At 35.8% G+C, this 18,967-nt stretch carries 19 protein-coding genes and 2 pseudogenes; 17 read left to right on the top strand and 4 right to left on the bottom strand.

The window, feature by feature from the left end; all coding sequences use genetic code 11:
• The first annotated feature begins 508 nt into the window (after positions 1–508).
• The 3 genes from HNQ85_RS04125 to HNQ85_RS04135 all read left to right on the top strand — a co-directional run bounded on the left by HNQ85_RS04125 (position 509) and on the right by HNQ85_RS04135 (position 3,318).
• Complete coding sequence (locus HNQ85_RS04125) at positions 509–1,915, top strand: amino acid permease (RefSeq protein WP_181536436.1); 1,407 nt, start codon at positions 509–511, stop codon at positions 1,913–1,915.
• A 1,124-nt stretch (positions 1,916–3,039) separates the two neighbouring features.
• Positions 3,040–3,177 carry a YjcZ family sporulation protein gene (locus HNQ85_RS04130; protein WP_181536437.1) on the top strand — a complete coding sequence of 46 codons (138 nt, stop codon included), beginning with the start codon at positions 3,040–3,042 and terminating at the stop codon, positions 3,175–3,177.
• 57 nt (positions 3,178–3,234) lie between these two features.
• A complete protein-coding gene (locus tag HNQ85_RS04135; protein ID WP_111643811.1) occupies positions 3,235–3,318 on the top strand; it encodes a YjcZ family sporulation protein in 84 nt (27 codons plus the stop codon).
• 677 nt (positions 3,319–3,995) lie between these two features.
• Here HNQ85_RS04135 and HNQ85_RS04140 read toward each other — a convergent pair.
• On the bottom strand, positions 3,996–4,211 hold the full coding sequence (locus HNQ85_RS04140) for a YppG family protein (protein ID WP_246326783.1): 216 nt from the start codon (positions 4,209–4,211) through the stop codon (positions 3,996–3,998).
• Positions 4,212–4,479: 268 nt separating this feature from the next.
• The gene (locus tag HNQ85_RS18005) at positions 4,480–4,683 is read right to left on the bottom strand and encodes an Hsp20 family protein (protein WP_181536517.1); all 204 of its coding nucleotides are present in this window, start codon (positions 4,681–4,683) and stop codon (positions 4,480–4,482) included.
• Positions 4,684–5,573: 890 nt separating this feature from the next.
• On the opposite strand from HNQ85_RS18005, the gene HNQ85_RS04150 reads away from it, so the two are divergent.
• Complete coding sequence (locus HNQ85_RS04150; protein WP_181536439.1) at positions 5,574–6,791, top strand: cytochrome P450; 1,218 nt, start codon at positions 5,574–5,576, stop codon at positions 6,789–6,791.
• A 361-nt stretch (positions 6,792–7,152) separates the two neighbouring features.
• Here HNQ85_RS04150 and HNQ85_RS04155 read toward each other — a convergent pair.
• A pseudogene (locus HNQ85_RS04155) lies at positions 7,153–8,482 on the bottom strand (IS1182 family transposase).
• Between the two features lie 312 nt (positions 8,483–8,794).
• Here HNQ85_RS04155 and HNQ85_RS04160 point away from each other — a divergent pair.
• The 12 genes and pseudogenes from HNQ85_RS04160 (at position 8,795) to HNQ85_RS04205 (ending at position 15,278) form a co-directional block, all read left to right on the top strand.
• Positions 8,795–8,899 (top strand): YjcZ family sporulation protein, encoded by a 105-nt coding sequence (locus tag HNQ85_RS04160; RefSeq protein WP_181536440.1) that lies wholly within the window; start codon positions 8,795–8,797, stop codon positions 8,897–8,899.
• 145 nt (positions 8,900–9,044) lie between these two features.
• Positions 9,045–9,245, top strand: a complete 201-nt coding sequence (locus tag HNQ85_RS04165; RefSeq protein ID WP_181536441.1) for a hypothetical protein — start codon at positions 9,045–9,047, stop codon at positions 9,243–9,245.
• Between the two features lie 849 nt (positions 9,246–10,094).
• Positions 10,095–10,244 (top strand): hypothetical protein, encoded by a 150-nt coding sequence (locus tag HNQ85_RS17530; RefSeq protein WP_246326767.1) that lies wholly within the window; start codon positions 10,095–10,097, stop codon positions 10,242–10,244.
• A 60-nt stretch (positions 10,245–10,304) separates the two neighbouring features.
• Entirely contained in the window at positions 10,305–10,595 is a 291-nt protein-coding gene (locus HNQ85_RS17535) for a type 1 glutamine amidotransferase family protein (protein ID WP_246326768.1), read from the top strand.
• Positions 10,596–10,888: 293 nt separating this feature from the next.
• Positions 10,889–11,296, top strand: coding sequence for a hypothetical protein (locus tag HNQ85_RS04175; protein WP_181536442.1), 408 nt, complete (start codon positions 10,889–10,891; stop codon positions 11,294–11,296).
• A gap of 133 nt (positions 11,297–11,429) precedes the next feature.
• A complete protein-coding gene (locus tag HNQ85_RS04180) occupies positions 11,430–12,008 on the top strand; it encodes a cysteine hydrolase family protein (protein ID WP_181536443.1) in 579 nt (192 codons plus the stop codon).
• An 11-nt stretch (positions 12,009–12,019) separates the two neighbouring features.
• A pseudogene (locus HNQ85_RS17540) lies at positions 12,020–12,349 on the top strand (hypothetical protein); the annotation flags it as partial.
• A 147-nt stretch (positions 12,350–12,496) separates the two neighbouring features.
• On the top strand, positions 12,497–12,952 hold the full coding sequence (locus HNQ85_RS04185; protein WP_181536444.1) for a GNAT family N-acetyltransferase: 456 nt from the start codon (positions 12,497–12,499) through the stop codon (positions 12,950–12,952).
• 142 nt (positions 12,953–13,094) lie between these two features.
• A complete protein-coding gene (locus tag HNQ85_RS04190) occupies positions 13,095–13,877 on the top strand; it encodes an SMI1/KNR4 family protein (protein ID WP_181536445.1) in 783 nt (260 codons plus the stop codon).
• Positions 13,878–14,105: 228 nt separating this feature from the next.
• The gene (locus tag HNQ85_RS04195) at positions 14,106–14,402 is read left to right on the top strand and encodes a hypothetical protein (protein ID WP_181536446.1); all 297 of its coding nucleotides are present in this window, start codon (positions 14,106–14,108) and stop codon (positions 14,400–14,402) included.
• A 149-nt stretch (positions 14,403–14,551) separates the two neighbouring features.
• Positions 14,552–14,995, top strand: coding sequence for an NUDIX hydrolase (locus HNQ85_RS04200; RefSeq protein ID WP_181536447.1), 444 nt, complete (start codon positions 14,552–14,554; stop codon positions 14,993–14,995).
• 10 nt (positions 14,996–15,005) lie between these two features.
• Positions 15,006–15,278 (top strand): LysE family transporter, encoded by a 273-nt coding sequence (locus HNQ85_RS04205; RefSeq protein ID WP_246326769.1) that lies wholly within the window; start codon positions 15,006–15,008, stop codon positions 15,276–15,278.
• A gap of 162 nt (positions 15,279–15,440) precedes the next feature.
• Here the strand turns inward: HNQ85_RS04205 and HNQ85_RS04210 are convergent, their stop codons facing one another.
• On the bottom strand, positions 15,441–17,075 hold the full coding sequence (locus tag HNQ85_RS04210) for an APC family permease (protein ID WP_181536448.1): 1,635 nt from the start codon (positions 17,073–17,075) through the stop codon (positions 15,441–15,443).
• A gap of 559 nt (positions 17,076–17,634) precedes the next feature.
• Here HNQ85_RS04210 and HNQ85_RS04215 point away from each other — a divergent pair.
• Complete coding sequence (locus HNQ85_RS04215; protein ID WP_181536449.1) at positions 17,635–18,813, top strand: acyl-CoA dehydrogenase family protein; 1,179 nt, start codon at positions 17,635–17,637, stop codon at positions 18,811–18,813.
• Positions 18,814–18,967: the final 154 nt, after the last annotated feature.

The raw sequence follows: 18,967 nt of genomic DNA on the forward strand, positions 1-18,967 counted from the left end.
TTATGTCAAACGCTAGATGTAGATTTGCTAAACGATAGTAGGGAAAATATAAGTTCACTCGCTCTGATTTAGCGGCTCTTTGTTTATTACAGTAAAATAATATAACATTATTTTAGTTTGGTAAAGTGATAATATATTAAAGAAATAAAGATTGTTAATTCTAAATAATCTTTATTATTATGTTTTTTCAAAACTTCATAAAGGTTATAGAATGGGCAAACAAGTCGAAAGAAAGTAGGATATGTATATTGAAGGAAGTGATTATCATCCAACATTTTTGTAAGAGTCTCCTTTATGATTTTGTTGATATTACAACGTTTAAACAGTTATCATTAAAATTTTTTCAGTTATTACTAAAAAAGTAGTTATTGTTTAAAAGAGAGCCTCGAAAATTATTCATAACATTGGTTATTTATTCTACTTTCTTAACACACTTCATTATGTTAAAATAATTTAAACCTTGTTTCTTTTCAGATTATTAAAGAATTACAAAGGGGATGAAACATCAATGAATGCCTTTTTGAGAAAAAAATCGATTGACCAATTGCAACGAGAGGGGGGCAAAAATACCGGGCTAAATCGAGTCTTAGGGTTATGGCAACTTACCGCAATTGGTTTAGGAGGTATTATTGGTGTAGGTATCTTCGTATTAACTGGCGTAGCCGCTGCTGAGCATTCAGGACCTGCCGTTATTTTATCGTTCATTATTGCTGGACTGGCTAGTGCAGCAGCAGCATTATGTTATGCAGAATTTGCCGGTTTAATACCCGTTGCAGGAAGCGCTTACACCTACAGTTATGCTGTTTTAGGAGAAGTAGCAGCGTGGCTGATTGGATGGGATTTATTACTCGAATATACCTTAGTTGTTGCAGTAGTAGCCATCGGATGGTCTGGTTACATGCAAGAAATTCTCCAACAAATTGGCATACATCTTCCAGTATGGGCACAAGGTGCTCCAGGGACTGGAGCTGGTCATAAAGTAGACTTGATTGCAATGTTAATCAGCCTTGCTATTGCTGGATTGCTTTACTTAGGTATCGAATGGGGTTCTAAATTTAATAACCTCATGGTGATCATTAAGTTAAGTATTATTCTAGTGGTGATTGCCGTAGGAAGTTTCTATGTTGATTCTGCTAACTGGCATCCTTTTATGCCTTTTGGTTTTGATGGTGTAATGAGTGGGGCAGCACTCGTATTTTTTGCTGTATTTGGCTATGACACCTTAACTACAGCGGCAGAAGAGGCAAGAAATCCGCAACGTGATCTGCCGATAGCTGTCGTATTATCCTTGGCTATTGCCCTATGCCTGTATATCGGGATGTCTCTTGTTATTACAGGTATGGCTCCGTATCATACACTCAATGATGCAGCGCCAGTAGCCAAAGTCTTTAGTGATGTCGGATTGAAGTGGATCACGTTAATCATTTCTGCTTCTGCCATTGCGGGTATTCTGTCTGTATTATTTTCTTTTATGCTAGCAGGTTCACGCATTTGGTTTGCCATGAGCCGCGACGGTTTATTACCAAAATGGTTTACGAAGGTACACCCTAAATTTAAATCACCTTATCGTCCAACCTTGATTATTGGTGTGATTACCGCATTTGTCTCAGGATTTACTCCTATTAGTGAAGTAGCTGAACTAGTTAACATCGGAACACTGTCAGCGTTTATCTTAATTTGTTCATCCATTATCGTGCTACGAGTGAAACGGCCAGAACTTGAAAGAAAATTTAGAACGCCGTTTGTTCCGGTGGTTCCTTTGATTGGAATCGTATTTTCCATCTACCTTATCATCAGTCTGCCTGAAATTACTTGGATTCGTTTTATAGTTTGGATGATCTTAGGTTTTGTTATTTATGTACTTTACGGTAAGAGAAAGAGTAATTTAGCAACAAGTTCTGCAAACAGACAGTAAAAATAAAATAAGGAAGTTGAGAACCATCAGTTTCTCTATTTGTTTCTCCCTAGCTTAAATGATACGTGATCACATCAATAGAATATAAATTGTATAAGAAAAAGGGAATTCCTTTAAATTTAAAGGAATTCCCTTTTAAAATAGCTATCTATCCCAAAAATAGGGGGACAAAACCATGTGGTTAGTGAAAATCAAACCTCAGATTCATTTAATTCCTTTTATTCATATTTCTTAATACCTTATTTATTTACATTCTCACAATTCATTGATCCTATTTTCTATGTTTATTGGTGTTTTTATTATCAAGAATCGCTCTGCAAACGATCGAGTTAAGAATTTACAACACATGAATTGGTTAAAAAACAATGTTATTTTCTATTTTCAGCTTTTAAGGTTTTAAAATAAAACTATGTTCTAAATAATCAATAAAATAAAATTTTTCCATGAAGAAGATTGTGGCCATGAAATGGTACCTCATGGTGACCATTTCCACTATCTTGTAAATGGGCGTCTGCATCACGTACATAATGGACATTGTAATGATCATGGCCCTGTAGAGATGATAATTTTAAAGTAAATGTTCACTTACAATAAAGTTGTTTAATTTTAATACTCTATATTAAAAGTTCCCCTGAATTTACCATCTAACCATTCATAATGGTCGGTTTCGCTAAGGACAGATTACTCAATCTGTCCTTTTTATTGATCATAATCGGCGAGAAGACCATCACTCCAAGATTTGCTGAGTGGAGGTAGTTCAAATAATAATTCATTGCTAAAAATTCCACGTTTACATCCACCCTTGTCTATTATCATTTTTGATATTTTACATATCTTATAACATGAGAGACAAAAGTCTCCTAAGTAGCCACCGACAGACATATGCACCTTCTATGCACCTTCTTTCAACTTTACTAAAAGCGCATGTCATAACATGCGCTTTTAGCCTTTGTTGAATTTAAAAATGATTAGAAATGCAATCTAATAACATTAATAGGGTAAATATTGAATTTTCTTATCGATTAGTGAGTTTGTCCAATCCAACTATTTTTTGAGAGCATAATTAAATAGTAGGGATTGAATATTTAGCAATCCCTTCATACTCAATAGGAGGTGAAACATTTATGTGTTGGGGATATGGAAGATATGACGGTGCAGGATATGGATATGGTGGCTACGGTGGCGGTGGCTTCAATTTTGCGTTGATTGTTGTATTGTTCATTTTATTAATTATTGTAGGAACTGCTATTTGGAGCGAATAATAAGCCTAACGTTCTTATAAAAAACAGACTGCTTACCATAAATAGGAGGTGTTAGATATGAACACTTTTACCTTAGTTGTTGTCTTATTCATCCTGCTTATCATTGTAGGATGTTCTTGTACAGGTCTAGGCGGTTATTAATTCTTACACAAGGTGACATTAAAACACTCTCTTAGATTTAACAGAAATAGTTGGTTTTGCTTATTGAAAAGGAAAAGGACAGATTTTTAATGATCTGTCCTTTTTCGAAATATCTACTTGGACAAACATTTATGAGAAGTAAGTCTATTATCTAGTATACCGACTAACGTAAAATCACTGTAACCTGCGTCTCCTATAAGGTATCTTATTCATAAAAATGGATAAGACTCGTTCATGTACTTCCTATCCAAAGTCTCCTGTGTCAGAAAGGAGGGATAGAAAGTGCAAAATTTAGTTCGAAGATATCAGGGAGAGCCTGTTGAGGTGATAGATCGCTATGGAAGGGTTCATAGAGGAGTGATAGACGGAGCCCCACCACCAGGAGGAATGTTTCTTCGTACCGGCTTTGGAAGAAGATTTATCCCCTTTTTCTTAATCGCTTCTCTGTTTCTTTTAAGATTCGGAAGACGGCGTGTTTTCTAAAATAGAAAACAAAAAATCTTTGATTCATCATTTGAATCCTCTTTCCTCGATTCGCAAAATGAATAAATGATCAATGGATGATTTAATCAACATCATCTTTAAAGAGCCTATAGGTTCTTTGCAGCTTGTCAATTTTGTCGACAAGCTAAAAGAAACCTACTTTTTTGTAGGTTTCTTTATGTTTTTATAATAGGCTATTTTTTAAGAAATTTTGTAATTAGAGGACGTACTCGAGGACTTACTTGATCAAATATTTTCTTAGCTTGTTGAGCAGTTTCTGCAATCTTTTTAAAATCTAAATTTCCTTCTGATGTACGAAAATAAGACATAAAATCTTGTTTATTTTGCTTTATTGGGGGGCGCCGTAATGGACCAGGAGGAAAAATAGGGGGCATGGGTCTTCTAGGCATCAAATTAAAAACCTCCTTTCAGTTACATATCTTTTCTTTAATAGATATATGAAAAATTGAACCTTTAAGGAAAGGTACATGTCCCTAAAAACATATAATTACTATTCCTATACATAAAAAAGCAATCATACATAAATGATTGCCTTCTGAAAAATATATAGACTTTAATGAGGATGACCAGAAAAAGAGTGACAACAAGCTTAGAACATAAATACCCGCATAAGGTGATGATTAGACTCCGATCCTTTAATTTTAACTTTAGGGAGTTTTATTCAATGTCAATAAACCGTCTGTTTAGATTTCTTTTAGGAGTAACAATTCTTAATATGCCATCTTTATAAGTAGCACTAGTGTCTTTTTCCAAAATAGAAAATGGTAACGAGATGAATCTTTCAATTTTTTGTAAAGATCGTTTTTTACGATAGTACGTATTTTCATCATTTTTTTCCGTCTGTGATTTTGAAAATTCTATTGTTAAACTATACTAGCCCTTTAATGGAACAATATAGCTGAAGTTTTTAAACAACATTTTTGTAAATTAAACGACTTTATTGTCACTCATCAGTAAACGATTTATGGCACATTCTAACTAAACAAATATATAAATTGTAACAAAATCAAAGACGGATCTTTTTAGAAGATATCCGTCTTTTTATATATATGATGATACTTTTAATTTGCGAGCGGGGATGGGCGAAAGAATGAAGCTGGCAATAATGCGGAAATTGATTCTTCTCATCCCCAGAAGCACCAGAGTGTGAGAGAGGAAAGGGAGAGGAACATTAGTATGGATGGTAAGCAGATTGAGTCTGGACACTGAATTGATGGTGAGTTTATTCTTAATAATCAGCTTCATCGTTCTAGAAGCAGCGATACTGAATTCGGCAGCTATTCAAGTGGCAAGCGGTAGGGGAACTTTTAGTACTGGTGGCACGAATTCTGTGCTTGAAAATAACAGCATTCGCCTAAGTGGCAAAAGAGTTAGGTTTGACTTATAACAATCGTTTATACACACGAAAGATTATAGATATCGATTCACGAATGCCGAAAGAATGAGTCATTATAGCTTTACAACGGGCTTTAGACATCGAAAAAACGAAACAAGTGATTCACCACTTAGGATGATCAGCAACTGTTACAAGAGCATCATTTTCAAGTTTTATAGATTTTTCGCATCTGCACCCAATTTTCGAGTTTAGGATATTTGTATCAGAATCATAACAGGCATTTTGATTGATTGACAAATTTTTCAAATTATGTCCGTTGATAGGGGAATTATTAGAATGTTATGGTAATAATGTGAACCGGTTCATGGAAAGACTTTCTAAATATTTTATGAGGAACAAAAGGAGAGATAAAGTCATGACAACTGTAAGGAATACAACATCCGAAACAGAACGTTATGCAAACCTTATTCCTATGAAAGAGATTCAATCCATTCAGGATCGGTTGTTTCCTTTTTCTATCTATAACACTCTTCGTAAAACAACGCCGGTAAGATATGATCAAACTCGAGAATGTTGGGATGTATTTAGGTACGAAGATGTTCAGTATATCTTAAAGAATCCAAAGTTGTTTTCGTCTAAACGTGGGATTGGAAACAAAAGAGAGAGTATATTAACAATGGACCCACCAAAACATACAAAAATGAGAAATCTTATTAACAAAGCCTTTACTCCCAAAGCGGTTAACGAGCTCACCCAACGAATTCAGGACGTAACAATCTTTCTTTTAGACCAAGTAAAGGCAAAGGGAATAATGGATGTGATTCATGATTTTGCTGGTCCGCTTCCTGTCATTATTATCGCCGAATTATTAGGAGTCCCTATCAAAGATAGGGAGCTTTTTAAAACCTACTCGGATATTCTTGTTGCAGGAGCTGAGAATGATTCGGATGAAGCCTTTAAAGCCATGATGAAAAAGCGGCAGGAAGGTGCTGAGTTTTTAACTGAATATTTTAAGGAGATTATTCGGGAGCGAAAAAGTAGCCCGAAAGATGATTTAATCTCTTTATTATTGGCAGCAGAAATTGATGGAGAAAAACTAACAAAAGAAGAGTTGCTGGGATTCTGTATTTTACTATTAGTCGCAGGAAACGAAACGACAACGAATTTAATTGCAAATGCGGTTCGTTACATGGTAGAAGATACAGTTATACAAGAACAAGTCCGATCAGATCTTTCTTTAGTTCCCAATTTCGTAGAAGAAACTCTTCGTTTCTATCCCCCAATCCAAGCAATTGGTCGTATTGCGACAAAAGATGTAGAAATCGGGGGTCACACGATTCGCAAAGGATCTCAAGTGATTAGCTGGGTAGCGGCAGCGAATCGGGATGAGCAAAAATTTGTACAACCAGATCGTTTTATGCTGGAACGCCATCCTAATCCACATTTAAGCTTTGGATTTGGTATCCATTTCTGTTTAGGTGCTCCGTTAGCTCGACTAGAAGCAAAAGTTGCTCTTTCTATATTATTAACATCTTTTTCTAAGCTAGAACGAGTAGAACATGTTGAACTTGAGCCCATTCAAAGTCCGTTTGTTTTTGGTGTAAAACGCTTACCTATACGATTGAGTCTCTAATTTTGGATTTAGAAATAACTATAATGAAACTCAATGAAACTGAGAATATGCTAAAAAACCAAAGTCTGAAATAGACTTTGGTTTTTTTTTAGAAGGGTGACTCAAAAGGGAAAAATCCTTTTCGAGTCACTATCTTTTTAATAATTGTAAACTTTGTAGTAAAATAAAAGTTTAGGTACAAATGCAAAGAGGAATTTTTAGATTTACTTGCTATAGTTAAAGTTAACATACACCGGTTTTATCGGTAGTTCTGTTTTTAACAAACCGTTCGTAAATATTAAAACGGTCCTAAGTTTATCTAAACAAAAAATTCCTTGAATTCCAAGGGATTTCAGACTGTAGATAAAATAGGGTTGAAACCCTATTTTGATGAAAAATAATCCAGTAAATGAAAAAATGAAGAGCCTTGAGTCGCCCTCCATAACCATGTGGCTAGCTTTTTTAAATTCATGGCAGCACAAACCAACATCGCCTGCATCGAAACTTTTTCCATTCCTCGATGGCCTTTCAACGCAAACCATGCTTCTCTTTCATATCTGCAAACACTCGTTCAATCGTTTCTTTTCTCCGAGTATAGATCTCTTTTGTTTTCTTGAGTATGTCTTTAGTGTTCAGCTTCTTCGTAATATCCTTGCCAAATATGACGTGTTACGACCTTGGTATGAGGTGCATCGAGAGAGAAACGGACACTCTTTGCAAATCATTGGATTCGATTTGTATTTGAGCAGTCCCTTTCGATTCGTTATCGAATACGTTAATACTTGATCGTTCCAACAAAGATAACAGTCATTCACTTCATCGTACACAACATCTTGTTTCCGGAAATACCTTTTTCGTGCGAGTATATGGAAGCACCGGGGCGAACTTCTTCATCGATGAGCAGTTTCGCTACCGCAAAAGTTTTGTAACCAGCATCTAACACGAGAGCTGAGGGGTTGTCAACTTTCTCTTTGACTCGATGAAAGAGCTCATGAAGGACTTGACTGCCATGGACGTTACTTGCCTTGACCATCGTGTGTAAGATAAATCCGTTATCATCACACATCGTATGAAACGAATAGGCAAAGACTCATTCTCTTTCATTTTTGACAAATAGCTTACTCTCAGGGTCCGTCGTACTGATTTTGACCTCCTGAACCTCTAGAGAAGATTCAGGAGGTAGAGGCTTTTTCCGTGTGTCACTCGATCTTCGTTGTTTCTTTCTCTAATTGAGACTGATATGCCTTCGCCTTCACTTGGACGATTTCTTTCTTAATGTTTTCGTTTATTCGCATTGACATGAGTGGAGTCGGCAATGTACTTCGTATTCACGAATCCATGATCCATAGCTGGGGATAGAATATGAGAAAAAATTTGTTCAAACAGAATCGTGTTATTAAAACGCTGTTCATAGTTTTTACCGAATGTTGAGAAATAAGGAACAGGGTCATAAAAGTGAAATCCTAAAAACCAACGATACGCCATATTCGTTTCAATTTCCTTAATGGTTTGACGCATGGAGCGAATTCCAAAAAGAGGTACTGAATCAGCGGAATTTTAATCAGAACGACCGGCTCGATACTAGGGCGGCCTTTTTCCTCTTAATACAAATCTTTCATCAAATCATAGATAAACGCAAAATCAATCGCTGCATCGATTTTTCGAACGAGATGATCGTGTCGGACTAACTCATCCAGTGTTACAGACACTATCGTATGACGTTTTTCTGTATCTTGCCGTTAAAACATCTTTCTCACCTTAATACACCGAATCATTCCTCTATCATAATAAAAAAGCTTGTCGACAAGCTGAGTTCATATCTAAACCAGATCTGAGCTCTTTTAATGTAATATACCATTTTACATAAATTGGGATTATTAGAATTAAATAGCATCTATTAGATAAAGATGGAAATTCTCTATCAGTTGATGAGTCTGTCCAATCCAACTCTTTCTTAAGAACATACCTTAAAAGTAGGGATAGTATAATAGCTATTCCCCAATACTCAATAGGAGGTGTTATATATGAGCAAATTTGCCTTAATTGTTGTCTTATTCGTCTTACTTATCATTGTAGGATGTTCTTGTGTAGGTCTAGGCGGATCTGGTGAATATGGAGGCGGATATTAATTCCCCACAAGGTGACATTAAACACTCTCTTAAATTCTTCATTTAATGGGATAGTTGGTTTCACTTATTGAAAAAGGCAAAGGGCAGATTGTTGTAATAAGCTGTTCTTTGTTCAAATATCCGTGTTAGAAAGGAGGGATATAAAGTGCAAAATTTAATTCGAAGATATCATGGACAGCCTGTTGAGGTTATCGATCGTTATGGAAGGGTTCATAGAGGAATGATAGACGGAGTGAACCCACAAAGTGGAATGTTTATTCGTACCGGCTTCGGAAGAAGATTTATCCCATTCTTTTTAATCGCTGCTCTTTTTCTTTTAAGATTCGGAAGACGGCGCATTTTCTAAAAAACGAAAACTAAAAATCTTTGTTTAATCCTTTGGACTCCCTTTCCTCGATTCGTAAACTGAATAAATGATCAATTGATGTTTTAATCAACATCATCTTTTAAAGAGTTTATAGGCTCTTTTCGGCTTGTCAATTTTGTCGACAAGCTGAAATCCCTTGGTTTCCAAGGGATTTTTCTAGTTTGATAGGATGAATCTCAATGTTTAAAACAAATGAGGAAGCATATGAAAGATTTCGTAAATGGGATGACGAAGTGTTGTTCCATATAGGAATAGAGCGAAATAGAATAGAAAAGTTGCGTTTGCTCATCTTATGAAACCAATGAGTGCGATACTTCAATAAGGTGTTATCTTTTTTGTACAACTAAACCATAAGAAAAATGATCAACCAGAAAAATTTGTCTCTGTTAAAGAATCATGTTCATCATTAATACATCGAATCATTTGTCTGTCACGATAGTTCAATCGAATGCTATCATATAGGTAATAAAAACTAGGAAAGGGAGGTTTATGAGCAATATTTTAATTGCCAAGAATGACAAAAATACATCAAAATGACAGGAGAACGAACAAAAATCGATGCCAAAATTCACAACACATACATCGTCTATAAAAATGAACAAGGAATTGTAAAAGAATATCCAAACGGCGACATTGTAATAAACAAACAATCATGCCTACCATGATACGTTAGTTTTAGGGAAGAATTATGAAAAATAGGCATTTATTCTTGTTTGCCGGAGGACATCCATTTACTAGCGAATTTGGACGAAAGTTTGCCAATCTCGCTTCTAAAGGAAAAATCAAGTAGCCATATTATTTATTGAAAGAGAAGGTTGGCAAGAATATATGCCTAAATATACAGGTGTTTTGGAACAATACGACATAGCGAATTTTCTTTATCTATCTCTATCTCCAATCCCATCGACCGCTTTTTTAGAACAATTAAGTTCTTGTTCAGGAATTGCTATAGGCGGTGGAGATACGGAACTTTACTGAAGCTATATTGTTGAAACACCGAAAAATAAGTGAAAAAGATGTATGACGAGGGAGTTCTGGTTGCAGGATTCTCAAGGTGCTTTAATTTGTCCGAAGAATTGTGTCATCCCTCCCGTTGATAACACCAAAAATAAACCGCTTTTCTTAGAGGGGTTAGGATTAATGAAAAATTGTATTATTAGTGTTCATTTTATTAAGTGGAATGAAGAAGAAAATTTGGAAACGGCTTTAATAAAAACGAAAGTTTCAGTAGGCTATGGCATTGATGACGATTCGGGTCTGTATTTTAAAAATGAAATTCTCTCTTCAACCGATGGAAACATATCTATCTTTAAACAAAATCATCAATGAACTAACGAGCAGCGATACTACAAAAGGTATCGCTTTTCTTGTTTCTCTGTGTATACTTTGTTGAAGGGTAGAAGACTTAGTCTTTTATGTGGAATTTTTCATCAATACCACTTGTTTATGAGAATAAAAAAGTCTCTTCAGATTATATGGTGTAATGAAGTTTGAATTTATTTTGTTAAATAAAGTATTTATCACTCCACCTATAAATTTTATGGAACGAACATACTTGTTAGTTTATAATTGTAAAAATTTTTAGTTTATTATAAAATAGTAAAAAACTGGGGGTGGGATTAGTGAAAAAGAAAGTATGGTTATTTTCCTCTATCTTTACCGTGTGTTTATCAACTTATCTTTATTTTCATTCACCAAATGTTTATCAGGATATTAAAAAAACAGATATTGATTTATATCAAACGGTTGAACGTAATAAAGAGTGGGTTATTGTTTTTGACAAAGGAATAAATGAGTTGTTGCTAAATAGTGATAACATTTATGTTTTAGACGATCGAAATAATCATATCCCTGTAAAAATTCAACGAGAGGATAATTCAACGATAAAAATTCTTCCTCCTAAAGAAGGATATAAAACGGGAACGAATTATTATTTATTCATAAATAAGGATTTAGATATAGAACACTTGGGAAGAGATACACAACAAAAAGAATATAAAATTGCCTTTAAGGTTGACAAAAATGTATAGTTTTTCAATAAAAAAGAGCCTATGAATAGGCTTTTATTGAGGTAAACTCTGTTGTCAAATAAGAAGACCAAGTTCTTTTTATGCATGTTTACACTTGAATTTTTCAAAAGGGGATTTTGATAGGAGGATGAATATGGATGAAAATCATAAATTAGCTCTAATTATTATTGACGTTCAACAAGGATTTGAGGATAAAAAATGGGGAAAACGTAATAATCCGAACGCCGAAGAAAACATATATAGGCTATTAAAAATATGGAGAGAGAAAAAATGGCCTATTATACATGTCCAGCATATATCTACCAATCCTAATTCTCCTCTATCAGCAAACAGCAAGGGAGTATTATTTAAGGAGATCGTAAAACCTTTAGATGGGGAAGTGGTTATTCAAAAAAAGGTGAATAGCGCCTTTATAGGAACAAATTTGGAACAATATCTAAAAGAACATGATATCAACAATGTAGTTATTACCGGTTTAACTACTCCTCATTGTGTTTCCACCACTACTAGAATGAGTGGGAACTTAGGATTTAATACATACCTCATTTCAGATGCTACTGCTGCCTTTGGTCTGAAAGGTCCTGATGATGTATATTATGATGCTGATCAAATTCATCATATTTCTCTTGCCACTTTACATGGAGAATTTGCAACTGTTCTTACTACGGAGGAACTTATTGAACAAATCATTACACTTAAATTGCCAATATAAATAGCTATATTAATGCAATGGGAGTGGCCCTAGTGTATAAAGTAAAACTAACACTAAGCTTTCCACGCACAAGTATTAGTATTCATGCTCTTTATCTTCCCGCCCCTTCCTCTTTAGGAGATTACGATCGCTTCGAGGGTTTTGTATTCATACCGGATGAAATTAGTTGACGGTTTAAACTTTATCCTTCTCCAGAAAAGGATGATCCAACATGGGCTGGCAGGTTTGACAGTAAAACAGCAGAGTGAGAAAACGTTCATATACAAGTGCGTCTTTCTAACTCGAAAACAGAAAAGTTAGGACCAGTTATCTTAACTAACAACATAAAACACTGTAAGTAACTTATTGCACTAATGGTTAGCATTACTTCAACAAGCAGGAGGTAATGCTTTTCTTTTTGAAGTAAAGGACAGTTTAACTTGAAAATAAATATCAGAAAAATAAAAATTATGATATAATTACTAAAACGGTTCAAGGGGGAGGAAAGATTGAGTAATAACGTAGTAATTAGACCAGCAACCAAGCAAGATATTTCTGAATTATATAAACTAATGATACAGTATATCGTTGATTTTTATAAACAACCCGCTCCTAAAGAGACTGACTTGAAAGAATTAATCAATCACTTACTTGAAAATCCTTCAAGTGGACTTCAATTTGTTGCTGAACATCAAGGGGAATTATTAGGTTTTGCTACTTTATACTTTACTTTTAGCACGTTAAAAGTGAAAAGACAGGCCGTTTTAAATGACTTATTTGTCATCCCGAATGTAAGGGGAAAGAAAATTGGAGAAAAACTATTTCAAGCATGTTTAGAATACATACGAGAAAACGAGTTTGCATCTATGACATGGGAAACGGCAAAAGATAATAAAATAGCCCAATCTTTATACAACAAAATGGGTGGGAAATTATCAGAATGGTTATTTTATGAAATCAGCTAATATGAACATTTTTCGCTAATGAAAGCGATACTTCGATAACGGTATCGCTTTTATTGTTCGACTAACGGGTAACAGGGCAGTTTAGTTCAAGAAATAACCCCCAACCTAAAATGATAGAAACCTATTTTATGAGGTGGATATAGTGAAGAATATTTGGCGTGAGGGCTATGATAACTATAAGTTAGATACATTGACAGATGAGGCAGTAGAAATGGCTGAGGAAATACTTAAAGTAAAGTTACCGAAATCCTACATCAATATCCTCAAAGTACAAAACGGGGGATATATCAAATTTAACTCGTATCCTTGTAATGTCCCTACATCTTGGGCAGATAATCATATTAACGTAGAACATATTTTGGGGATAGGTGAAGCAAACGGCATATTAGAAAGCGAGAATTTAATTAAAGAATGGGGATTACCAAATAATATTGTCCTCATTTCAGGAGATGGGCATTCGTGGATTGCCTTGGATTATCGAAAAATGAAAGAAAACCCACCTGTTATTTACATTGACACTGAATTAAATCAAATAGTGGAAATAGCCAAATCATTTGATGAATTTTTAGATGGGTTATACATAGAAGAATTTGGAGATGATTCCACTGCGCGGATTGAAAAAGAATGGACTCTTGAAGAAATTAATACAGCATTATCATCAAATGATGAACAGATAATGATTAGTGCTCTCAACTATCTTCTTATACAACCGAATGAACACGTTAATATGATTGAACAAAAATTAATGGCACTTCTCCAAAATCCAAATCCACAAATAAAAGAATTAGCAGTCATTTATGCTTATCATTTCAATCAAAAAGGGGTATTGTCTACTGAATTTGTAGATGAATTGATTCCAATCCTTCGTATAGATAAGGAATTAAAAGAATATTTAGATATATTTAGTACCGAGAATATTCCGTAGGCTTATTGTAATAACGGGTGGTTTCGTTTAATAAAAGATAAAATGAGAGTACATAATCGTCATGTATCATATGTACTCTCATTTATTTGTTAAGCTTTTTATAATTTAAGTCTTGATAAGACATGATCGATGCTTTTTCTTTTATGCTCTGTTCGCTTAATTTGTTGACTTGGCTGCTAGTATAGCCAATGATGTTCCAAAAATTTGTTCCTCGTCGGACTGAAACGGTTGAAAGATCCGTGGTTCCCTTGGTTTGTCGGGGCGTCCGTCATTTACAATATGGTGTTTCTTGGAATCCAGTTATCGCTCTGGCGGGGACGCTATATATTCGGTGCCTCAGCAGAAGAAATACAAGATTACAATGAAAAGTTTGGCGAAACGATCAAAATCTTGCCTTCTTTTGGGAATCATCTGCCACCGGATTTACAGCATCTTGTACTGCAAACGATAACCCTCACGATCATGATTGTGACAACGATTGCCACCGTCACTTTATTCAACTACAAAGACGGGAAGCCAAGGTGAAGAATTTTTTTCAAAGTAGATACAGTTGAATTAGGAAAATAAAGATATGACGTTCTTTTCCAAAAGAAGAGTTCATGATACTGTATAAACAATGCAATTAAAGATGGGAGCATAGTTTAATAGGAATATACGAAATTCGGAGGGACTACATGGAACAGAAATTGATATTCGGTGAAAAAATAGATAATCTAAATTACAAAATAAGAAAAGGTGTATATGCAGTAATTTTTAATTCTACAAATGATAAAGTGTTAACCGTTCAAACTTCAAACGGTCATTATTTCTTACCCGGTGGAGGAATAGAACATAATGAACTGCATGCAGAATGCCTTAAAAGAGAGAGGTTAGAAGAGACCGGTTATGAAGTAGTCATAGGCCCGTTTATTGGTCAAGCAATGAGATACTTTTTTTCCACAAAAAATGAACCTTTGCTTAGTGACGGCTATTTTTATTTAGCAAAGCTGTTAAATAAAGTACAAGAGCCCTTAGAATATAACCACTATTCAAAATGGATTCGTGTTGAACATATCGAGGAACTACTTTTTCACGAGCATCAGGTATGGGCTGTAAAAGAAGGATTAAAGATAAAATAGGGGGATGTATTTGTCTACTCTGTTTCTAATGATCACGAATCCGACTACCATCTTGAATTTTGTGGCTATGTTTGCTGGATTAGGCTTTGATAAAACAGCTAGTTCTCATTCGGCTGCGTTTACATTCGTCTCTGGTGTGTTTTTAGGAGCGATTTTCTGGTGGTTCCTTTTAAGTTTCGTTGTAAGTATTCTTAGAAATAAGATTACACCTCATTTAAAATTAGTAAACAAAATCGCTGGAATTTTGATTATTTCCCTTGGGTGTCTCGCCTTCTTGAGATAAATATAATTCAGTAGTTCTATATGAAAAAGCCGGTTGAACACCGGCTCTTCTTTACACACCCTGGAATATTTGAAGGTAAAATTATTGGTCACGACCTATAGATAAATAAACAGATCCCTCTTACGATCTTGGCATGATATCCTGATAATTAGAAAGTATTTTTTACAAAGCTGCTCTCTGATTTGAGTCAGTCACCATAACCATGTCTCTGTCTCTCATCTCTGCATTTACTTTATTAGCTTCTTGTAGGTATTCTGTTTCAAATCCGCTTCTTACGGCCCAAGCATAGAAAACAAGGGATAAGCATGCGATAACAATCATGTCCCAACCATATGGAATGATGTTTATGCCCCCGAACTTTTCACTTCCCAGATAGGAGATACACATCATGGATAACAAGTACATAACCATCCAAATACCTGCTAAGAAGTTCTTTTGAAATCCTTTCCATTTTGCTTTTGCTTGATAATAAAAATAAATAGGAAGCCCAATCATAATAATGAGCAACACCTGTCCTGTAAGTGGCCAGCGTGCCCAATATAGAGTTAAAGAAGCAAAGATAAATCCACATGGTGCAATAATACGCAGTCCCTTGAGACGAAGAGGACGGTACAGATGTTTCCCTGTTCGTCTTAATGTCATTACGGTAATAGGACCAGTAATATAAGAAATTAAGGTAGCGACGGAAATTACCTCTGCCAATACTCCCCAGCCTTTAAATAAGAACAAAAACAGAAAAGATACGGCTAAATTAAACCACATAGCCTGACGTGGTATACCATAAATCGGGTGTAACTTTCCTAACACTCCTGGCATATATCCATTCTTTTGCATCCCATATATCATCCGGGCTGTTGTAGCAGTATAGGTTATTCCTGTACCGGAAGGAGAAACAAAAGCATCAACGTATAATAAAATGAATAGCCAGTGTATGTTTAGAGCGATTGCCAAATCAGCAAACGGAGAATTGAAATTTAGTTGATGCCAGCCGTTAACAAGCATAGAAGGATCAATAGAGCCAATAAAGGCAACTTGCAATAGGACGTATATAACTGTTGCAACCAGAACAGAACCCACTACGGCAATAGGAATGGATCGACCTGGTTTTTTAGCTTCTCCCGCCATATTAATTGGACTTTGGAATCCATTGAACGCGAACACAATGCCGGACGTAGCTACTGCTGTCAACACACTTGACCATCCATAAGGTGCCACACTATGCCCGTAGGTAAAGTTTTCTCCGTGAAAGCCAACAAATAAGAGTGCACCAATTGTCGCTCCAGGAATGATAATTTTAAATATTGTTATAAGTGAGTTTGCTTTTGCAAACAAACTTACAGTCCAGTAATTTAGGAAAAAGTAAATAAGCATTAACACAGAGGCAATACCAAGACCTTTTGGAGTAAGCATTCCGTTTTCTACTAAACTATGTGTCCACTTCGCCCAATCCCATGGCCACGAGCTCATATATTGCACAGAAGCGATTGCCTCTACCGGAATAACGGAAACAATAGCAATCCAGTTCGCCCAAGCAGCAAGAAATCCCACAAAAGATCCATGAGAATACTGTGTGTACTTTACCATTCCCCCGGCTTCGGGAAACATGGCACCTAATTCACTATAAGAAAGAGCAATACATAGGATAACAACCATCCCAATAATCCAAGAAAAAATAGCAGCTGGACCGGCGATTTGGGCAGCTTTCCAGGCACCAAATAACCAACCCGATCCTATGATGGATCCGAGACCCGTCATAGTAAGCGCGAAAGTTCCCATCCTTCGATGCATAGAATTCATCAATGTTACCCCTTTCATAAGTATTGTAGTAACTATAGGGAGAAAAAGTTTGATCAAAAGATCGTTTGATAGACCAATTCCAGGGGGTAAATCAATGATTTATTTTAATAATATCAAATACTATACTAACAAAAAAGTCTGATTTTTATTTCGCTCTTCTTTTATTGGACTAAAAAATCAACACTGGAGCGGCTCAAATCGAAAAAAATCAAATGCAGTGTGAAAAAAGAACGGAAAGGAATGAAATCCATGTACCCTAAGAATAGCCGCGTTATTTTACATGTTGAATGTAATGCTTTTTACTGCAGCTGTGAAATCGCGCGCGGGATCCATTATTAGATGGAAAAGTGGTAGTGGTGACTGGAGATCCGAAAGAACGTAGGAGAATCGTTTTGCGGCGAACTATATAGCGAAAAATGATATACTACCTGAAAATAAAACTTGTATTTTCAGAAATTTATAAATATAATAAAATCAACATACTAACCGGTTGGTATATTGTTAAACAACGTGAATATTCATAAGATAGAAGAATTTTTATGTGAATGGAGAGGATACTATGTTCTTACGTCTCACAGATGAACAGAGGATGGTACAAAAAACGATCAGAAAGTTTGTAGAAAAAGAGCTCATGCCTCTGGAAAATGAAGTGCTGAGAAATGAGAGAGAAGGAAGACCAAGCCTCCCGCCAGGTAAACTGAAGGAACTTCAATTAAAAGCAAAGGAAGCGGGGTTCTGGGGAATCAACACACCTGCGGAATACGGCGGCGCTGCCCTAGGGAATGTAATGATGGCGATTGTGATTATGGAAGTTTCGAAAACGTTTGTTCCTTTCCAATTTGGAGGATCAGCAGATAATATCCTCTATTACTCCAATGAAGAACAGAAGAAAAAATACTTAATTCCTACCATCAATGGTGAGAAGAAATCATGCTTTGCCATAACCGAACCTAGTGCAGGCTCGGATACAAGAAATATTAAGATGACAGCAGTAAAAGACGGAAATGAATGGGTGTTAAACGGAGAAAAAACGTTTATTACTGGCGGAAATGAAGCAGATTTTGTCATGGTTATTGCCATTACTGATAAAGAAAGACATAAGGCGACTTTAGGACGTGAAGGTGTCACATGTTTTATCGTTGACCGCGATATGGGTTGGAGATCAGAGTATATCCATACGATGGGAGAGTGGGGCCCTGCCAGCTTAATATTTGAAAATGTCCGTGTTCCGGAAGAAAACATTTTAGGTGAATTGCATGGCGGTTATAAACTTGGATTGGAATGGATTGGATATGCGAGATGGGTTGTTGGAGCGCGAGCAGTCGGAGCAGCAGAACGTTTGCTACAAATGGCGATCGACTATTCAAAAGAGCGCATCACCTTCGGCAAACCGATTGCAGAAAGACAGGCAATCCAATGGCAGATTGCTGATTCGGCAGTGGAAATCGAGGCGGCAAAATGGCTAGTGCTCAATGCAGCTTTTACGCTGGATCAAGGTGAGGATAATCGACATTTAGCATCGATGGCGAAATTGTATGGCGCTAATATGGGAAATAGAGTCGTAGACAGAGTTCTGCAGATTCATGGAGGAATGGGCTATACAAGAGAATTGCCAATTGAGCGCTGGTACCGAGAAGCAAGACTTTGGAGAATTTACGATGGTACAGATGAAATCCAGCGCATGATTATTGCTAGAAACCTATTAAAAGGGCATGTAAAAATCGGTCAATTTGTTTAAACGATCATGAAAGCGCTCTCTAATTTAATATCAGATTCCTAGAATTTGTACAGCATATCTATATAGATTCAGATTAATTTTCCGACATAACCACCTGTCCGATGCGTTGGAGCACTTTTTCTGGAAATTCAGAAAGGTACTCTAAGAACGAAAC

This window comes from [Anoxybacillus] calidus (genome assembly GCF_013760845.1).
Lineage (GTDB): Bacteria > Bacillota > Bacilli > Bacillales > Anoxybacillaceae > Paranoxybacillus > Paranoxybacillus calidus.